The organism is Bifidobacterium apousia (assembly GCF_007559275.1).
Lineage (GTDB): Bacteria > Actinomycetota > Actinomycetes > Actinomycetales > Bifidobacteriaceae > Bombiscardovia > Bombiscardovia apousia.
The window spans coordinates 588,974-606,715 of the sequence record NZ_VMHK01000001.1 but is presented as its reverse complement, the minus strand read 5'-3'; the positions used below and the strand labels follow the sequence as shown (position 1 = coordinate 606,715).

General features: G+C 60.6%; 15 protein-coding genes and 1 tRNA gene. 4 read left to right on the top strand and 12 right to left on the bottom strand.

Annotated elements, in window-relative coordinates:
* The first annotated feature begins 278 nt into the window (after positions 1–278).
* Complete coding sequence (locus tag FPK30_RS02490; RefSeq protein ID WP_144085128.1) at positions 279–1,133, top strand: exodeoxyribonuclease III; 855 nt, start codon at positions 279–281, stop codon at positions 1,131–1,133.
* Between the two features lie 128 nt (positions 1,134–1,261).
* Here FPK30_RS02490 and FPK30_RS02485 read toward each other — a convergent pair whose 3' ends face one another.
* Complete coding sequence (locus tag FPK30_RS02485; RefSeq protein ID WP_144085127.1) at positions 1,262–3,076, bottom strand: proline--tRNA ligase; 1,815 nt, start codon at positions 3,074–3,076, stop codon at positions 1,262–1,264.
* A 221-nt stretch (positions 3,077–3,297) separates the two neighbouring features.
* Between FPK30_RS02485 and FPK30_RS02480 the strand changes: the two genes are divergently transcribed.
* Positions 3,298–3,768 (top strand): GNAT family N-acetyltransferase, encoded by a 471-nt coding sequence (locus FPK30_RS02480; protein WP_144085126.1) that lies wholly within the window; start codon positions 3,298–3,300, stop codon positions 3,766–3,768.
* A gap of 45 nt (positions 3,769–3,813) precedes the next feature.
* Here FPK30_RS02480 and FPK30_RS02475 read toward each other — a convergent pair whose 3' ends face one another.
* From FPK30_RS02475 to rpmE, 8 genes are all read right to left on the bottom strand, one after another.
* Positions 3,814–5,220 carry a PIF1 family DEAD/DEAH box helicase gene (locus FPK30_RS02475; protein ID WP_144085125.1) on the bottom strand — a complete coding sequence of 469 codons (1,407 nt, stop codon included), beginning with the start codon at positions 5,218–5,220 and terminating at the stop codon, positions 3,814–3,816.
* A gap of 39 nt (positions 5,221–5,259) precedes the next feature.
* The gene (gene orn, locus FPK30_RS02470; RefSeq protein ID WP_101432699.1) at positions 5,260–5,961 is read right to left on the bottom strand and encodes an oligoribonuclease; all 702 of its coding nucleotides are present in this window, start codon (positions 5,959–5,961) and stop codon (positions 5,260–5,262) included.
* A 194-nt stretch (positions 5,962–6,155) separates the two neighbouring features.
* Positions 6,156–7,703, bottom strand: coding sequence for an IMP dehydrogenase (gene guaB, locus FPK30_RS02465; protein ID WP_144085124.1), 1,548 nt, complete (start codon positions 7,701–7,703; stop codon positions 6,156–6,158).
* Positions 7,704–7,752: 49 nt separating this feature from the next.
* Entirely contained in the window at positions 7,753–8,958 is a 1,206-nt protein-coding gene (locus FPK30_RS02460) for an MraY family glycosyltransferase (RefSeq protein WP_144085123.1), read from the bottom strand.
* Positions 8,955–9,602, bottom strand: a complete 648-nt coding sequence (locus FPK30_RS02455) for an L-threonylcarbamoyladenylate synthase (RefSeq protein WP_232341824.1) — start codon at positions 9,600–9,602, stop codon at positions 8,955–8,957. The genes FPK30_RS02460 and FPK30_RS02455 overlap by 4 nt, the downstream gene beginning before the upstream one ends.
* A gap of 121 nt (positions 9,603–9,723) precedes the next feature.
* Positions 9,724–10,629, bottom strand: coding sequence for a peptide chain release factor N(5)-glutamine methyltransferase (gene prmC / locus FPK30_RS02450; RefSeq protein ID WP_186279345.1), 906 nt, complete (start codon positions 10,627–10,629; stop codon positions 9,724–9,726).
* Between the two features lie 41 nt (positions 10,630–10,670).
* On the bottom strand, positions 10,671–11,759 hold the full coding sequence (prfA, locus tag FPK30_RS02445) for a peptide chain release factor 1 (protein ID WP_144085120.1): 1,089 nt from the start codon (positions 11,757–11,759) through the stop codon (positions 10,671–10,673).
* Between the two features lie 103 nt (positions 11,760–11,862).
* Positions 11,863–12,075 (bottom strand): 50S ribosomal protein L31, encoded by a 213-nt coding sequence (gene rpmE / locus FPK30_RS02440; protein ID WP_015022244.1) that lies wholly within the window; start codon positions 12,073–12,075, stop codon positions 11,863–11,865.
* A gap of 208 nt (positions 12,076–12,283) precedes the next feature.
* Here rpmE and FPK30_RS02435 point away from each other — a divergent pair, with 208 nt between their 5' ends.
* Positions 12,284–13,057, top strand: a complete 774-nt coding sequence (locus tag FPK30_RS02435) for a (S)-acetoin forming diacetyl reductase (RefSeq protein ID WP_144085119.1) — start codon at positions 12,284–12,286, stop codon at positions 13,055–13,057.
* Between the two features lie 88 nt (positions 13,058–13,145).
* Here the strand turns inward: FPK30_RS02435 and FPK30_RS02430 are convergent, their stop codons facing one another.
* Positions 13,146–14,357, bottom strand: coding sequence for a MalY/PatB family protein (locus tag FPK30_RS02430; RefSeq protein WP_144085118.1), 1,212 nt, complete (start codon positions 14,355–14,357; stop codon positions 13,146–13,148).
* A 141-nt stretch (positions 14,358–14,498) separates the two neighbouring features.
* Here FPK30_RS02430 and FPK30_RS02425 point away from each other — a divergent pair, with 141 nt between their 5' ends.
* Positions 14,499–15,275 carry a helix-turn-helix transcriptional regulator gene (locus tag FPK30_RS02425; RefSeq protein WP_144085117.1) on the top strand — a complete coding sequence of 259 codons (777 nt, stop codon included), beginning with the start codon at positions 14,499–14,501 and terminating at the stop codon, positions 15,273–15,275.
* Positions 15,276–15,866: 591 nt separating this feature from the next.
* Here FPK30_RS02425 and FPK30_RS02420 read toward each other — a convergent pair.
* Positions 15,867–15,940: transfer RNA gene (locus FPK30_RS02420), tRNA-Ile, on the bottom strand.
* A 70-nt stretch (positions 15,941–16,010) separates the two neighbouring features.
* Complete coding sequence (locus tag FPK30_RS02415) at positions 16,011–17,639, bottom strand: peptide ABC transporter substrate-binding protein (protein WP_144085116.1); 1,629 nt, start codon at positions 17,637–17,639, stop codon at positions 16,011–16,013.
* Between the last annotated feature and the right edge of the window lie 103 nt (positions 17,640–17,742).

The following is a 17,742-nucleotide window of genomic DNA, read 5'->3' as shown; positions in this document are numbered from 1 at the left end:
TCCCTAGCCAGAGCGCGGATAATCGGAGCGGGGGAAGGGACTGGCCCCGGCCAGGAACCCTCCGTCGAACGGTGACTCCATCCTGCCTCCGCACAGGTTCCGTGCACCCGACCCGGAGGGCATTGTGGTCGAATGGGCTCGGCCTGTTTGCGTGGTGGACAACCCTGCCCACGACTGGTTTGGCAATGGCTCTTTCACTGCGCAAGGACATCGAACATCGGTCCTGGGCTACACTGTGAGAGCAGATACATCGGCACGGTTTGGAAGGACCCGCAGTCATGGTTCACACGCTGGTCAGTTGGAACATCGATTCGCTCAACGCCGCCCTGCTGGGCAAGAGTAGCCGCAGCGCCCTCTCCCTGAAGGTGGTGGAGACCATCCGGGATCTGGACCCTGATGTCGTAGCCATCCAGGAGACCAAGCTCAACGGTGACCAGAAGAAATCCGCAGGCATCCTGAAGGCGCTCATGCGCTACTTTCCCGATTACCAGGAGGTGGACCGCCGCTCCGAGCCCCCGGCCCGCACAGGCTATGCAGGCACGCTCATGCTCTACCGCAAGATCCTGCCGGAGCCTACCGTGACCCGCCCCCGCATCGGCGCTCCGGACACCATGGACGACGAGGGCCGCATGCTCACTCTGGAGTTCCCGGACTGCTTCGTCACCACGGTCTACACCCCCAATTCCGGATCGGGACTGGTCAGGCTCAAACCACGTGGCGTCTGGGACGATTGCTACCGCCGCTATCTGCAAGAGCTGGATGCCCGCAAACCGGTCCTGGCCTGTGGCGACTTCAACGTGGCCCACGAGGAGATTGACATCGCCAACCCCGGTTCCAACCATCACTCAGCCGGCTTCACCGACCAGGAGCGCGAGAAGTTCGGCCTTCTGCTGGATGCGGGCTTCACCGACACCTTCCGAAAGATCCATGGCGATGCCGCCGGCTTCTACGACGATCACCGCAGCGTCTACACTTGGTTCGCCCAGCGGGCCCCAAAGAGCAAGATCAACAACTCCGGCTGGCGCATCGACTACTGGCTGACCTCCAACCGAATCGCTGACCAGGTCGACACCAGTGAACCTGTGGACACCGGCAAGCGCCAGGATCATCTGCCCATTCTGCTGCGCATCTGACCTGATAGATTCCTGAACCCAAACCGATACAACCAGAAGGGTGGGGTCTTGGTCGCATACATCATGACGTGACCAAGACCCCACCCTCCTGTATCAGTTGCGATAAGCAACTACGGGTGAGGCATACCCTACTGCAGATCGGCGATCCGATCCACGATCACCTGAGCAGCCTGATCAGCAGGAACTGCTTGCACATCCGAGCCGTCGCGGTTGCGGATCTCGATGGTGCCGTTGGCAATGGTGTCACGACCGGCGATGGCGACCAGGGGGACCCCGATCAGCTCCGCATCCTTGAACTTGACCCCGGGAGATACCTTGGGACGGTCGTCGTAGATGACCTCCACACCACGGTCCTCCAGATCGGCGACCAGCTTCTCTGCGGCATCGAAGGCCTCCTGCTTCTTGCCGGTGGCTACCACATGAACCGCGGCAGGAGCGACAGCCTTGGGCCAGGCCAGACCCTTGTCATCGTGATGCATCTCGGCAATGCAGGCCAGAACACGGGAGATGCCGATGCCGTAGCAGCCCATCCAGACCGGCACCGCCTTGCCGTTGCGGTCCAGGACCTTCAGCCCCAATGCGTCAGAGTATTTCAGTCCAAGCTGGAAGACCTGCCCGATCTCCACGCCACGCTCGAAGCTGAGCGGCCCGGAACCATCAGGACTCATGTCCCCGTGACGGACCTCGGCGGCCTCCACCACTCCGTCGGATTGGAAGTCACGCCCGTAGACCGCATTGGCCAGGTGCATGCCTTGGGCATCAGCCCCGGTCACCCAGGCTGAGCCAGGGGCCACATGGGCGTCGAGGAAGTAGCGGATATGAGCGGCAGACTCGGTGTCAGAACGCTGAGGACCCAAAACACGGGGGCCAATGTATCCCTTGACCAGCTCGGGATGGGCAGCAAGGTCAGCCTCGCTGGCCTCCTCGATTTCAGCAGGGGCGAACTGGGCCTCCAGCCGCTTCATATCCACCTGACGGTCGCCCGGCAGGCCGACGGCCACCAGTTCCCGCCAGCCCTCGGGATGGTCATCATCCGCAGGGTGCTTGACGGCCACGATCAGGTTCTTCAGAGTATCGGCAGCGGTCCAGTCACGGCCATCCTCGCGAGGATGCAGCTGGTTGAACCGCTCTACCAGGGTGTCGATGGTGGTCGAGTCGGGGGTGTCCAGCTCTTGCATGGCCGGGGTTTCAGCGTAGTCGACGGGCTCAGGACGCGGAGTGGTCAGCGCCTCCACGTTCCATGCCTTCCCCGAGGGAGCCAGGGCAAAGGTGTCTTCGCCTATGGGCAGCGGAGCCAGGAACTCCTCGGACTCGGATCCCCCCATGGGTCCGGAAACCGCATGGACAATGACGTACTTGACACCCAGACGCTTGAAGATTCGCTCGTAGGCGCCGCGCTCATCCTGGTAGGCCTTCTTCAGCCCCTCCTCATCCACAGTGAAGGAGTACGCGTCCTTCATGATGAATTCGCGTCCCCTGATCAGCCCGGCGCGGGGACGGAACTCGTCGCGGTACTTGGTCTGGATCTGGTAGAGCACCACCGGCAGGTCCTTGTATGAGGAGTACATGTCCTTGACCAAAAGGGTGAACATCTCCTCGTGAGTGGGAGCCAGCAGGTAATCGGCGCCGTGCCTGTCCTGGAGACGGAAGAGATTCTCCCCGTACTCCTCCCAGCGGTGGGTGGCCTCGTAGGGCTCGCGAGGCAACAGGGCCGGGAAGTGAACCTCCTGGGCGCCAATGCTGTTAATCTCCTCCCGGACCACGGCCTGAACCTTGTCAAGGACCTTCAGCCCCAGCGGCAGCCAGGTGAAGATGCCGGGGGCCACCTTGCGGACATAACCGGCCCGCTGCAGGAGTTTGGCCGAGTCCACATCGGCGTCGGCCGGATCCTCCCTGAGGGTCCGCAGAAAGAGGGTTGACATGCGCATGGCTTTGGTTCTCATACCTCCCAAAGATATGCGCGCAAAGGGACAAGCAGCTGCAGGGGAAGCTACATGACGATTCGCGCAACCAAGCCCGAAACCAAACAGCATAGGCAGGTGCAAGTCGGTCAATTCATAACCTGGCATCCATCCAGCTCCAAGCCCCCTCCATCAAGACAGCCAAGATATAGTGGTTGTATATCGAACAGGTTTTCTGATTTACCAGGACAAGGCGGGCACCTATGTCATCAGAGCCGGGTGTGACCATCCAGACCTTTACCAACCTCGACGCAGAGCACATGACACTCCTCTTGGAGGCCGATCCTTCAGAACGGATAATTCATGACGTTTTCACCCGTTCCCGTGCCTACGAAATCCGAGTGGGACAAGCTCTGGCCGGTGTCATGCTGCTTGTCAGACCAAACACGGATAGCTTGGAAATCGCCAATCTCAGCGTGGATCGCGCTTATCGCCGACAGGGACTTGGCAGCCGATTAATAGACCGAGCCAAGATGGAGTCTGTCAGACTGGGGCTGGAAAGACTGGAAGTAGGCACCGGATCCACCAGTTTTGGGGCCCTTTGCTTCTACCAAACATGCGGGTTTCGCATGGACAGCATTGCACGGGATTATTTCGTCAATCGCTACGCGCATCCCATTGTCGAGAACGGAATCACACTTAAGGACATGGTCCGCCTGTCATGGCATCTCTAGCGGCCCGAATGGCCACACCCGGCCAAGACCAGTAAGGGCGACCCTTCAGAAAAGCTGATCCTGACTGAATTCGTCTTCTGGTTCCTGACCGACGGCGCGCTTGGTGAAGGACTCGGGTCCTTCATCCTTCAGGCGTGCGCAGGCCGCCTTGGACTCGGCCCTCAAACCGGCATCCAGAACGACGGCATCAGGAGAGACCAGGAAGGCATGCTCATTGATGCCCGTCAGGTAGAGCCCATCCAGACTCTCCACACGGGAGAGGGCCACGTACCCCATCCCTGGCGCGAAAGTCCGTCTTAAATCCATGACGGCCCTGTCCAAAGTCATCCCCTGGGACTTGTGGATGGTGATGCCCCAAGCGCAGCGAAGCGGCACCTGGTTGACGGCGGCCAAGACGGTGTCCCCATCCATGGTCTCCCAGGCGGCCGGCTTCATGGTGACCACGTTGCCGTTCTGGAAGGAGACGATCGGCCATCCCCCCTTGGCCGAGCTGGTGAATCCACTGACGGTGCCGATGGAGCCGTTGACATATTGATGGTCCTGGTCGTTGCGCAGGGCCATGACCGCGGCCCCGGTCTTCAGGGCCAGATCCTCGGGGGCCAGCATGTTCTTCTTCAGCCGTTCCACCAGCCTGGCCTCACCTCGGGATGTGGCCTGGTAATGGTGGGCCTCTTCGTCGATGGAGGCCAGGCGCTGGTCGTTGAGCGTGTCGGCCTGTTTGTTGACCGGGAAGAGGTGGACCGCCACCTGACCGGGGGCGGGCACTGCGCCGACACGGGCGGCCAGGACCTCATGGTCCTCCTGGGTGACGCCACCCTCTCTGATATCAGTCAGGACGGTCAACAGCTGGCCATCGTCCTGGCGGTGCTGCTCGGTCAGGTAACAGATGACCGGGTCCAAGTCCTGCCAGACCAGTGATTCGGTGACGAACCCATCCGGGTCCTTGCCGGCCTGGGCATAGCGTTCCCGGGCAGTCTGGAATTCAGGGCTGGGCAGTATTCCTGCAGCTCGGTTGGACCGCGTCACCGGCGGCAGCTGAAAGAAGTCCCCGGAAAGGACCACCTGGATCCCTCCGAATGGTTCGGGGCTGTGGCGAACGGCCCGGCAGGCCTGGTCGACCATGTCGAAGAGCCAGGCGTGCATCATGGAAACCTCATCGATGACCAGGATGTCGGTGCTCTCGATCTGTCTGCGACGGCGGGTCTTGATCCGTTTCAAGAGTGATTCGGTCATGCAGGTGGCGATGCCTACTCCGCTCCAGGAGTGGATGGTCTGGCCGTTGATGTGCGTGGCGGCGATGCCGGTCGAGGCGGTCACCGCCACAACCGCCCCGGCCTGACGGGCCTGGGCGACAAACTCATTGAGCACAAAGGTCTTGCCTGACCCGGGGGCACCCGTGATGAAGGCATTGGCCCCCGCACTCAGTATGGTCAAGGCTTCGGATTGCTGCATGCCTCCATGGTGCCACCGCAGAGGTACATGGCACGCCTGTCAGTAGTCGGTCTTCTCGGGCTTGTTGGCATCCTCGACCGGATTGCCGGATTCTTCGTAATGACGCAGCAGGCTGGTCTGCTCGATCTGTTCCGCGCCAGCCTTGGACTGGGCTTGGTCGGGTCCGGGAGCCGGAAGGAAGAACATGGAGCGGTAGTAGCGCAGTTCGTCCATGGACTCGATGATGTCAGCCAGGGCCCTGTGGCCGCCATGCTTGGCCGGCTTGTTCTTGTAGACGTCCGGGTACCAACGGCGGGACAGCTCCTTGAGGGTGCTCACATCGATGACCCGGTAGTGCAGAAGATCCATCAGATCAGGCATGTACCTGTCAAGGAACTTCTTGTCGGAGCCCACGGAGTTGCCGGCCAGATGGGCCTTGCCGTTCTTGGGCAGGAAGGGCTTGACGTACTCGATCACCTGACGCTGGGCATCCTCCAGGTCAAGGCCGGTCTTCATCTCCTCGATCAAGCCCGAGGAGGTGTGCATCTTCCTGACGAAGTCCCCCATGTGATCCAGGGCCGCCTGGGAGGGCTTGATGACCAGATCGATGCCCTTGTCCAGGACCTTCATGTTAAAGTCGGTGGGCACCACGGAGACCTCGCACAGCTCGTCATGGAAGATATCCAGACCGGTCATCTCGCAGTCTATCCAGATCATGCGGGATTCCTCCGCCGAGAAAGTCAGATCATTCTTATCGCTCATCTGTACGCCTTTCAGATCCGGGTTGCGCACCGGATCGCTCCTTCCGCCGCCTTGGACGGAACATTACAAGATACCGCCAGCGCGTGACCGACAGAGGGATCGCCAACACAACCAACTGGATCATGACTGCCATGAGAGATGCAATCGGCGCAGGTCCTGATGAGATCCTGCGCCGATCACCTGCCTATGTAGGCTCAGTTGTGGAAGCCTGAGTAGTTGGGGGCTTCCTTGGTCATGACGATGTCATGGGGATGCGATTCACGCAGACCGGCATCGGTGATCCGAATGAACCGGCCCTTGCGCTGCAGCTCGGGGATGGTTCGTGCGCCGGTGTAGAACATGGTCTGATGCAAGCCGCCGACCAGCTCGTAGAGCACGTAGTTGAGCGGACCGCGGTAGGGCACCTCGCCTTCGACACCCTCGGGCACCACCTTGTCGGAGCTGGTGACGTCGGCCTGGAAGTAGCGGTCCTTGGAGTAGCTCTTCTTGCCGCGCGGAGCCATGGCACCCAGCGAGCCCATGCCCCGATAGACCTTGTACTGCTTGCCATGCAGGAGGACCTTCTCGCCAGGGGCCTCCTCGGTGCCTGCCAGCAGACCGCCCAGCATGACCGAATCAGCTCCGGCCACGATGGCCTTGGCGATGTCGCCGGAGTAATGGATTCCGCCGTCGGCCACCAGGGGAATCCCGGCAGGGCGGCAGGCCAGGGCTGCATCGTAGACGGCGGTCAGCTGGGGCACACCCACACCGGCCACCACGCGGGTGGTGCAGATGGAGCCAGGGCCCACACCGACCTTGACCGCGTCAACGCCGGCATCGATCAGCGCCTGGGCGCCCTCACGGGTGGCCACGTTGCCGCCTATCACATCCACATGGTCGAAGGCATGATCTGCCTTGATCCTGCGAATCATGTCCAGCATGAGCTTGGCATGGCCATGAGCGGTGTCCACGACCAGGATGTCGACCCCGGCATCAGCCAGGGCGGTGATGCGCTGCCAGGCGTCGCCGAAGAAGCCCACGGCTGCAGCCACACGAAGCCGGCCACGCTCATCCTTGGTGGCCTCGGGGTACTGCTCGGTCTTGACGAAGTCCTTGACAGTGATCAGCCCGGTCAGCTTGCCCTCATCATCGACCAGAGGAAGCTTCTCCACCTTGTATTTGGCCAGAAGCTCGTGGGCATCCTCCTTGGTGATGTTGGACGGACCGGTGATCAGGTGGTCCTTGGTCATGATGTCGCTGACCTTGAGCCGGTCGAAGTCAGCGGGATTGACGAAGCGCATGTCGCGGTTGGTGATGATGCCCACCAGCCGCTGCCGACGGTCCACCACAGGCAGACCGGAGACCTTGTAGGTGGAGCAGAGCTTGTCCAGATCGGTCAGCGTGGCATCTGGGGTGACGGTCAGGGGGTCGGAGATCATGCCGGACTCGGACCGCTTGACGATGTCGACCTGATTGGCCTGATCCTCGATGCTGAGATTGCGGTGGAGGACGCCGATGCCGCCGTTGCGGGCCATGGCCACAGCCATGGCGGCCTCGGTTACGGTGTCCATGGCGGCCGAAAGCACCGGGGACTTCATGGTGATGTTCCGAGTCAGCCGGGTGGTGGTGTCTACCTCGGAGGGGATGACATCGGATTCGTTGGGCAGCAGGAGGACGTCGTCATAGGCCAGACCGATTTTCTGGAAGGCGTCGGGAAGTTGAGTGTAGGAGGAGGGTTCGCTTTGTGGGTTTTCCATAGCCATAGCACCATGCTACAAGTGCTTCTTGACCGTTCACTGCACCGTGTCCGCACTATTTCATTGGGTGAATATCGTCCTCATCCTTGTCGTGGCGGCTCTTGCGATGCCAGTGCGGTCTGGCCGCATGCTGCGAACCTTGGGCGGCAAGAAGAGCGTTCTCACGCCTGATTTCGGGAAGGCGACGACGGTAGTAGGGGTAGAGGGTAGCGAAGGTCAGCAGTATGGCGGCCAGGGCCAGACCGATCAGGACATATCTCAGAGGGAAGAAAAGAATAAAGAGCGAGCCGAAGGCAATCAGGGCGGCCCAGCCCCAGAGAATGAGGACCGCGGAACGAACCGTGTGACCGATGCGCAGCATACGGTGGTGCAGGTGCATGCGGTCGGGGTGCATGGGTGATTGCCCATGGCTGAGCCGCCGGACAATGGCCAAGCACATGTCCAGAACAGGCAGGAAAAGCACCAGGATGGGCAAAAGAATGGGCATAAAGGCCGGCAGATAGATGCTGGCATGAATGGTGGCTGGATCCAGCCGTCCGGTGACCACAATGGATGCGCAGGTGATCAAGTAACCCAGCAGCATGGATCCTGAGTCGCCCATGAAGAGCTTGGCCGGATGCCAGTTGTGCAGGAGGAATCCCACGCAAATGCCCACCATGGCGACGTCGATCAGCGTGGCCAGGGAGGCGTAGTCGGGCGAGATGCGGGCGATGATATATGAGTAGATGGCGAAGGCGATGCCCCCGATGGCTACGATGCCCGCAGCCAGGCCGTCCAGTCCGTCCACAAAGTTGACCGCATTGATGGAGGCCACGATCAGAAATGCCGTGATGGCCATGGACAGGCTGGGCGATGCCGCCACCAGGGATCCCAAAGGCAGGGAGATGATCTGGATGCCGCCCCAGGAGACGAAGACCGAAATCAGCAACTGGCCGGCCAGCTTGAGCATCCAGTCCAGATCCCAAAGGTCGTCGGCTATGCCCAGCAGGCAGATGGCCACGGCCCCGGCCAGAATGACCCAGGCCTGATGACCGGACTGGAAGAGGCCTGTGATGAAGGGGATGCGGGAGGCGAAGCACATGGCCACGGCAAAGCCGATCAGCATGCCCAGGCCGCCCATACGGGGGGTGGGCACCTTATGTACGTCGCGAGCGCGGACCACACCTACGGCACCAACCCGGATGGCGAGATGACGCACCATGGGCATGACCAGCCAGGTGGCTCCGCCAGCGATGGCAGCAATGAACAGGTATACCCTCACCGACCCTCCCCTCCGCTGGTTTGGCTGGACAGTATTGCGCGGACCCGAGTCTCGCCTATGACGCCCTGCCGCAGCACGTGTATTCCGTCAGCATCGGTCCTGTCGGCTTCCACCACCGTGCTGGCCACTGAGCCTGGGGTCGGCCCCCCGTCCAGGTAGAGATCGACGCTGTCACCCAGCTCGGATTCGGCCTGCTGGACGGTCTCCACGCTGGGATTGCCGGATCGGTTGGCGCTGGAAGCAGCCAGGGGGCCGGTCACCTGCAGGAGGGCCCGGCAAATGGACGAGTCAGGCACCCTGACGGCCTGGGTGGGACCCTCGGGCTCCCTTCGAGGGGTGCGCAGAGGGCAGGAACTTCCTACAAGGGCAATAGGCGAAAAGGGGCCCGGCAACAGGGCATCGGACAGGCGATCCAGAGGCGCAGGCAGGCTAAGATCCAGCCGGTCCATGGCCTGGACCCCATCCAACAGCACCTGGATGGACTTGGTCCTGGGACGGTGCTTGGCCTGGAAGAGCCTATCGATGGCCGCGTCATTGCATGGATCGCAGACGATGCCATAGACCGTGTCGGTAGGAATGACCGCCAGCCCCCCGGCGGCCACCACCTGGGCCAGTAACTGCGGCGACCGACTGTCATAGGTCATCACCCGGCTCATACCCTGCATCACGACCTTTCGGCTCGACATGTTCATGTGACCAGCTACCAATCTATCCCAGGACCCCGGCAGCCCGCCAGGACCTGAAGAACCGCGGATCTGCGTCCCGTCACCCTGGCCGTCGGGCTGTCAGGTAGCGGTCGCGGCCAGTCAGATCCCGGTGTGTGTGCGCATCCAGGTACCCTCGCTCCTGTGCAGCTGCAACCATGGCCGCCCCCTGGGAGGCGTCATGCTCCATGACCAGCAGACCGCCGGGTGCCAGCAAAACCATGGCCCTGTCCAGAATGCGGCAGGGCACAAGGCACCCGTCGGGTGAACCGCCATAGAGGGCCAGGTCCGGATCCCAGTCACGCACCTCGGGCTGGCTAGGAATCGCATCCATGGGGACGTAGGGAGGGTTGCTGATGACCAAATCCACATGGGCATCCAGATCAGACAGAGCGGCGGAATCCGTGGCATCAGCCAAGAGCAGCTGATAGTCGGATCCAGCCTCCCGAATGGCAGCCTCCTGAGCGGCGGCATTCAACGCACCCCACCGATATGCCTCCTTGTCCACCTCCACGGCCCGAACCCGCGCACCTGGAACCTCTGTGGCCAAGGACAGGCCGATGGCTCCACTGCCGGAACACAGATCCACTGCCAGTGGATGATCCACTCCAGTCAAGGCATCGATACCTGCCTGAGCCACCGTTTCGGTCTCAGGACGTGGGATAAAGACCCCCGGCCCCAGGCGGAGATCCAAATAACGAAAGTAGGCGTGGCCAAGAATGTACTGCAGGGGTTCGCGTCCGGTTCGCCTCTGCAGATAGGACCGATAACGTTCCAGGGCCGCCGACTGAAAACCACCAGCCTGTCTGCGACCACCTTCATTCGTCAACAGTTCCTCAGCTGTCCGGTCCAAGAGCAGAGCCTGATCCAGCTTATGCAGATCGCACCCAAGGGCATCGGCCAGCAGCAGCCTGGCGTCATTGAGCGGAGTAGGCACACCGGCCTGGGCCAGCAAGTGATGACCCATGTCAACCAGCTCGGCCAGACTGGTCCCATGCTCCTGCTGATTCACCCCTGTGAAGCCATTCTGCGGGCCTCATCAGCTTGAATGTCGGAGTCGATGACGGCCTGCAGGTCGCCGTCCAGGACCTGCTCCAGGTTGTAGGCCTTGTAGCCGGTACGGTGATCCACGATCCGGCTCTCGGGGAAGTTATAGGTCCTGATACGCTCGGACCGATCCAAGGAACGGACCTGGGAATGGCGCATGTCGGCAGCCTGGGCGGCCTCCTCCTCGTGCTTCATGGCCAGCAGACGGGACTTGAGCACCCGCAAGGCGGCCTGACGATTCTGTATCTGGGATTTCTCATCCTGCATGGAGACCACGATGCCGGTGGGGATGTGGGTCATGCGCACAGCCGAGTAGGTGGTGTTGACGGACTGTCCTCCTGGGCCGGAGCTCATGAAGATGTCAACCTTGAGGTCCTTGGGGTCGATCTCGATCTCGTCGTCGTCCTCGTCAGCCTCTGGAAAGACGATGACCCCCGCAGCTGAGGTCTGAATACGGCCCTGGGACTCGGTGACGGGGATGCGCTGGACCCGATGCACGCCGCCCTCGTACTTGAGGGAAGCCCAGACGCCATCGGCAGGAGCCACCTGACCGCGAGCGCGAATGGCCAGCTGGGCATCCTTGACCCCACCAAGCTGGGTGCGGTTCTCGCTCATGATCTCGGTGGTCCAGCCGCGTTTTTCGGCATAACGCACATACATGCGCATCAGATCGCCAGCGAAGAGGGCCGCCTCCTCGCCGCCGCTGCCGGCCTTGATCTCCATGATCGTATCGCGGCCGTCATCGGGATCACGCGGAATAAGCGCGGTGCGCAGGGCCTGTTCCAGGTCCGGTATGCGGTCAGCCATGGCCTTGGCCTCTTGCGCGAAGTCAGGATCCTCCCGTGCCATCTGTTCGGCGGCCTGGCTGTCTTCCAAGGCGCTGTGATAGGCCTTGTAGGCTTCAACGATGGGTGCGAGCTCAGCATGCCTGCGGCCCAACTTGCGGATCTGCGCCGGATCTGAAGCCGTTTCGGGCTGACTCATCTGCTTTTCCAGGCGACCGTACTCCTCGACGGCAGCCACCGCCGCCGGAAACTGCTCCTCGCTCATCTACACCCTTCCCGTCCGCTCATCCGCATGGTTCAAGTCATAAAAAACGCCAGTCCCCACCGGGCATAGCAGAGCGACCCGGAAGGGACTGGCGTTGGAAGTGCTACTTGGTCCTCTTGCCGTAACGGGCTTCGAACCGAGCCACGCGACCACCGGTGTCCAGAATCTTCTGCTTGCCGGTGTAGAAGGGGTGGCAGTGCGAGCAGACATCAACCGTCATATGATCGCCGGGAGCGGTCGAACGGGTGATGAAGGTATTGCCGCACGAGCACGTGACCTCAACGGGATGATAATCGGGATGAATTCCCTGCTTCATGGTTACTCCTAGATTCAAGGGCCCCGGGTCGACCGCCCCTGTGGCGGACGTGAACCGGCAACCGCGTAATAGTCTAGCGCAACCCGGGGAGAATACGACCCCCCTTGCGCCACACGCCGAATCAGCCAACCGGTGTGGCGGACCGCTCGCCCTTTAGAATCAAACAGTCGGACCGACCGGCCCGGCGAGGCGACAAAGGAGGGCAGCAATGCAGCAGGAAGTGGCGTTCGTTACAGGGGCGGCTCAGGGAATCGGCGAGGCCATTGCCCGCCGTCTGGCCAAGGACGGGTTCGCCGTGGCCGTGGCGGACATGAACACCGACAAGGCCCAGGCAGTGGCCGACTCCATTAATCAATCTGAGGGACGGGCCATGGCTGTCACCCTGGACGTGACCGATCGTGTCCAGGTGCGCTCGGCGGTAGAGAAGACGGCCACCAAACTGGGCGACTTCAACGTGATCGTCAACAACGCCGGCCTGGGACCGACCACCCCCATCGATTCCATCACCCCGGAGTTGTTCGACAAGGTCTACCACGTCAACGTGGCAGGAACCATCTGGGGGATGCAGGCCGCCGTTCAGGCCTTCCGTGATCGGGGCCACGGAGGCAAGATCATCAACGCCACCAGCCAGGCCGGCGTGGTGGGCAACCCAAACCTGATGCTCTATTCCTCCACCAAGTTCGCCATCCGCGGCCTGACCCAGGTGGCTGCACGCGATCTGGCCAAGGAGGGCATCACCGCCAACGCCTACGCCCCCGGGATCGTCAAGACGCCCATGATGATGGACATCGCTCATCAGGTGGGAGTCAACGCCGGCAAGGATGACGAGTGGGGCATGTCCACCTTCTCGGACGGCATCGCCCTGGGACGGCTCTCTGAGCCGGAGGATGTGGCCAATGCCGTAGCCTTCCTGGCCGGACACGACTCCGACTACATCACCGGCCAGACCCTGATCGTGGACGGCGGCATGCAATTCCAGTGAGTCTGCAGCAAGGATTCGCCCACATATGATGGACCCCCGCTGATCGGTTCTGCACCACAGCGAGGGTCTATTACCACTCAAGTATCATTCAGGCGTTGAAAACGTACTTGTCCAGACGGTCCATAGCCTCCTGGACCCGGCTCAAAGGCAGCGCCAGGTTCATGCGGATGGCACAGGGAGCCTTGAACTGCCGCCCATCCTGAACAGCCACGCCCACATCCCAGGCCCGCTTCAACAGCTGGTCCAGGCTCAGATCATGCTTCTTGCACCATGGCGTGCAATCGAGGAAGAGCATGTAGGTGCCCTGGGGCTTGGCGAGCTCGACTCCCTCGAAATGCTGCCGGATGTAATCGTAGGCGTAGTCGACATTCCCGGTCAAAACCTGCCGGAGTTCATCCACCCACTCCTGGCCTTGGGGCTTGTAGGCCCCGATCAGGGCATGCATGGACAGCACGTTCATGTCGTTGTAGTGGGCCTTGGACCCCTTGGCCACAATCCTGTCGCGCAGGTACTTGTTATAGATGATGTGGTAGGAGCCGACCAGACCGGCCAGGTTGAAGGTCTTGCTAGGCGCATAGAAGGCGGCCGTTCTGTTGCGGGCATCCTGGCTGACCGACTGGGTGGGGATGTGCTTGTGGCCCGACAGAATCAGATCCGACCAGATCTCGTCGGAGATGACCACGCAGTCGTTCTCCTTATATACCTCCATGGCCTTCTCAATCTCCCACTTCTCCCAGACGCGGCCGCAAGGGTTGTGCGGGCTGCAGAAGACCGCCACATGGATGTTGTGCTCCTTGAGCTTGCGATCCATGTCCTCGAAGTCCATGCGCCAGACGCCCTGCTCGTCCTTCTTCAAGGGGCTGTGCACGATGTGGTAGCCATTGTTCTCGATGCAGGAGGTAAAGCCGACGTAGGTCGGGCTGTGGAGCAAAACCGCATCGCCAGGAGCCGCGAAGGCGGTCAAAGTCGAGACAACCCCGCCCAGGACCCCGTTCTCATAGCCGATGTCTTCAGCTGTCAGGCCTTCCACGCCATTGCGGGTGTGCTGCCAGTTGATGATGGCATTGTAGTACTCGTCAGTGGGATTGAAATAGCCGAAAGCCGGGTGCTTGGCACGCTCGATGATGGCCTCTGGTATGGTCGGCACCGTAGGGAAGTTCATATCGGCCACCCACATGGGAATGACATCGAAGCCCTCCTTGGGAGGGTCGGGGGCGAATCCAGGCTCGGCACCCAGGCCGTCAACCGAAATGGCGTCCTTGCCGTGCCTATCCATGATGCTGGTGAAATCGTACGTCATTAGTCAACCTCTCATCCCGTGCAGATGTGCTCGCAGCGACCTTCCGCCAGTCTACAGCCGCGGGCTCCATCAGAGTGTCTGCGTCTAATACCAGAGCGGCGATGGTACTATCTGGCTTGAGTCAGTGGATGGGGTGACAGAATGAGAGCATCAAAGCCCATTTCATCTTCTCTGCAGCTTTTCGTCCCGCTAGTGGACTTCCTGGGGAAAATCCTCGGACCCAAGACGGAAGTAGTGCTTCAGAGCGTCAAGGATTTCTCGCATTCGGTGGTTGCCATCGCCAACGGCAACTTGAGCGGACGCACCATAGGCAGCCCCGCCACTGACCTGGTCCTGCACATCTGGCAGAACCACGAATACGACCAGCACAACTATCTGACCCACTGCACCAGCTACACCGTCCAGGGACACCCTATGGTCTCCTCTACTCTGTTCTTACGAAATTCGAGGGGACGGGTGATCGGCTTTCTCTGCATTAATTTTGACAATTCCGCCTTCCGACAGGCCAGTCAAGAGCTCAGGCGGGCCAGTGCCTATCTGGACGCTCTGGGACTGGCCGATCCTACTGCTGAGCTGAAGGACGACAGGGCCTTACCAGGACAATCGGAGGCCGAGAACGGGACAGACCGATCGACCCGTGAAGTGCTCTCGGTCAACACAGATGAAGTAGTTACGCATAACATTGCCGAATTCGCCGCAGATCTTGGCATTCCTCCCGTACGGATGAACCGGCAGGAGCGACTGCAGCTGATCATGCGCCTGAATGGGTCAGGGGTCTTTCTGGTCAAGGGCTCGGTGGATACCGTTGCCCGGGCTCTGGGGATCTCCGCCCCCAGCGTCTATCGCTATTTGCATACGATACGCAATGCGGCTGCAGACCCTGATCAGAGCACCTCGGCTCGCCCTGTTCAGCTTTGACACACCCCCTCCAAGGTGTATGATTAACAACAGATATACGGGGGACGTATACACGATGGACCTACAGGGACTGAACTATTTTCAGGCCCAGAGGAGATGTACATGCGTATAGTTTCCCGGCATAAGCCGACGGCTCCGACTCGAGCACGTCCCGTATTCTTTTCCCTGATAAATTCCCATACTTAGCGGTTCTACGGAAACGCTTCCGGATTATTGTGTCATGCGCAGATCTTATGGCTGTCTACGTATGCACGCTTGGGGCACCGAGAAGTGGATATACACCGAGGGTGCTCTATGATCCGAGATAAAAAACGCGCCTAGCTCTTTTCCCCCGGCTTACATGTGAAGCCATACATATGTGCATCGGTGAATCATGGATGCTAGAGCTAGGCGGCGAGAGGACCAGCCCCGACATTAGCCGGGGCAGGTCCTTCTACTAAGACTATCAAGAAAGTTCGGGGCGCAAAACCTTCGCTATTCCACTGGCAGTCACCGAAGACGCAGGCCAGTTCTGAGATAAAAACCTTGAACTCTTGATTCATACCATGAATTTAAGCCCCGGAACTTAGAAAGTTCCGGGGCTTGCTTGTGTGGGGCCTCAGGGGCTTGAACCCTGGACCGAACGATTATGAGTCGTTTGCTCTAACCGACTGAGCTAAGGCCCCGCGCCGTTTATACCGGCCAGAGTCATGGTATCAAAACGACTCGTCATCAGCCAGATCCGGGTTGTCGGACCTACTTGGTGACCTGATTGTAGACAGGCAGACCCATGTATCCGAAAGGAGCCTGGCGAACCTGCTTGCCAGCCACTGCGGAGACCTTCCTGTACCAGAGCGGCAGCACCGGAAGGTCCTTGAAGAGAACGGCTTCGGCCTGGCGGTAATCCTGCATGGCTTCGTCATGATCGGTCTTGGAGGCGGCACGGGAAAGGATGGCATCATATTCGGCGCTCTTGTAGTCTCCATTGTTCAGACCCTTGCCATCGGCCTGGCTGGAGGCATACCCCTGAACCAAGTAGCCTTCGGGGTGGGGATAGTCCGAGGTGATGCCCGAGTTGAAAATACTGTTGACCTGACGGTTATGAACCGCCGTATTGAATTCCTTGCCCGTCGGGAAGATATTCGGTGCCGTCTTGATTCCCAGAACCTGGGCGTACGCATGCAGAACCGCGTCAACCCAATCCTTGTCGGTTCCGTCGGCACTGTAAGCGATGCGAAGCGTGCCCTCCCAGGGAGCGATGGCATCAGCCTCCTTCCAAAGTTTGCGAGCCTGGTCCGGATCGTGCTTCAGCACCTCTTTGCCTTCGATGTCGGAGGCATTCCCCTTGATGGTGGGGGCAAGGAAATCAGTGGCCGGCGTAACCGTACCAGCGAAGACCTTGTCAGCTATTTTCGCGCGATCCAGAGCATACGACAGAGCCTTCCGGCGAAGAGCGCCCTCCTGCCCCTGGAAATGCTGCAAGCCCTGCGGGATAGTCAGGGACCGGAAGGCCGGCCCCGGCTTGATCAAGGGCTGCAGGCCCGAATCGGTATGGAAGGTTTTCAGGCGAGAGACCGGAACCGTATCAAGCACGTCCAGGTGACCGGCTTGAACATCGGCATAGGCGGCATCGAGGCTCTGGTAGTCCCTGAACTCCAGGCTTCCGTTCCTAGCCTTGCGCGGTCCCTTGTATGCAGGATCTTTCTCCAGCTTGATCCCCTGATTGGGCACCCATGATTTGAAGCGGTAGGGTCCGTTCCCGATCGGTTTCTTGCCGAAGGCCTTGATGTCCTTATAGGCGGATGCCGGCAGGGGAAGAAAGGCCACATCTCCCACCTTGTAGGGGAAGGAGGAATCCGGCTTGTCCATGGTCACCTCCAGGGTCAGGTCATCAACCACCCGAAGACCGGACAGGGGAGCCTTGGGGTCACCATGCTCATCCTGCACTTGCCCGTATCCGGCGATGGTCGAAAAAGCCGAGGCGCCCAGCTGCCCATTGGCTGCATTCGCCGCGAAGGACCAGGAATCCGCATAGGTCTTGGCTGTGATCGTCTCACCGTCGCTGAAGGTGAGTCCCGGTTTAAGGACGATCGTGTACCGGCTGGCATCCTCATTGGGAGTAATCGATTTGGCCTGAACCAGGGTCATCCCGCCTCGGGCATCGAAGGTGACCAACCCATCGAAGAGCTGGGTCACCACCTTCCAGCCTGCAGTGTCGTTGGTGCTGGACGGAATCAGAGGAGCAGTGGGTTCGGCATTGTTGACGCTGATGGCGGCCTGAGGGTCAATCCGGTCTTCTTTGGAAGTCTGGGAGGTGCCGCAGGCGCCCGCTGCCAGGATGAGTGGCAACACCGCTGCTGCGATGTAGGAACGAAGCTTGGCCATGATAGGACCCTTCCTGCCCGGTACGGGCTGTCACAGATGCGCAAGAAACACTGAGTCGATAAACATCTGGTCAATACAGTCGGTTGGACGAGGATGCCGATAT

What these genes read in the sequence shown, in the direction of transcription:
- guaB (WP_144085124.1), bottom strand. Translation starts at nt 7,703, where the DNA reads ATGGCTATGGAAAACCCACAAAGCGAACCCTCCTCCTACACTCAACTT.
- FPK30_RS02415 (WP_144085116.1), bottom strand. Translation starts at nt 17,639, where the DNA reads ATGGCCAAGCTTCGTTCCTACATCGCAGCAGCGGTGTTGCCACTCATC.
- FPK30_RS02475 (WP_144085125.1), bottom strand. Translation starts at nt 5,220, where the DNA reads ATGCAGCAATCCGAAGCCTTGACCATACTGAGTGCGGGGGCCAATGCC.
- FPK30_RS02430 (WP_144085118.1), bottom strand. Translation starts at nt 14,357, where the DNA reads ATGACGTACGATTTCACCAGCATCATGGATAGGCACGGCAAGGACGCC.
- rpmE (WP_015022244.1), bottom strand. Translation starts at nt 12,075, where the DNA reads ATGAAGCAGGGAATTCATCCCGATTATCATCCCGTTGAGGTCACGTGC.
- FPK30_RS02480 (WP_144085126.1), top strand. Translation starts at nt 3,298, where the DNA reads ATGTCATCAGAGCCGGGTGTGACCATCCAGACCTTTACCAACCTCGAC.
- prfA (WP_144085120.1), bottom strand. Translation starts at nt 11,759, where the DNA reads ATGAGCGAGGAGCAGTTTCCGGCGGCGGTGGCTGCCGTCGAGGAGTAC.
- FPK30_RS02425 (WP_144085117.1), top strand. Translation starts at nt 14,499, where the DNA reads ATGAGAGCATCAAAGCCCATTTCATCTTCTCTGCAGCTTTTCGTCCCG.
- FPK30_RS02435 (WP_144085119.1), top strand. Translation starts at nt 12,284, where the DNA reads ATGCAGCAGGAAGTGGCGTTCGTTACAGGGGCGGCTCAGGGAATCGGC.
- prmC (WP_186279345.1), bottom strand. Translation starts at nt 10,629, where the DNA reads ATGGGTCATCACTTGCTGGCCCAGGCCGGTGTGCCTACTCCGCTCAAT.
- orn (WP_101432699.1), bottom strand. Translation starts at nt 5,961, where the DNA reads ATGAGCGATAAGAATGATCTGACTTTCTCGGCGGAGGAATCCCGCATG.
- FPK30_RS02455 (WP_232341824.1), bottom strand. Translation starts at nt 9,602, where the DNA reads ATGACCTATGACAGTCGGTCGCCGCAGTTACTGGCCCAGGTGGTGGCC.
- FPK30_RS02490 (WP_144085128.1), top strand. Translation starts at nt 279, where the DNA reads ATGGTTCACACGCTGGTCAGTTGGAACATCGATTCGCTCAACGCCGCC.
- FPK30_RS02485 (WP_144085127.1), bottom strand. Translation starts at nt 3,076, where the DNA reads ATGAGAACCAAAGCCATGCGCATGTCAACCCTCTTTCTGCGGACCCTC.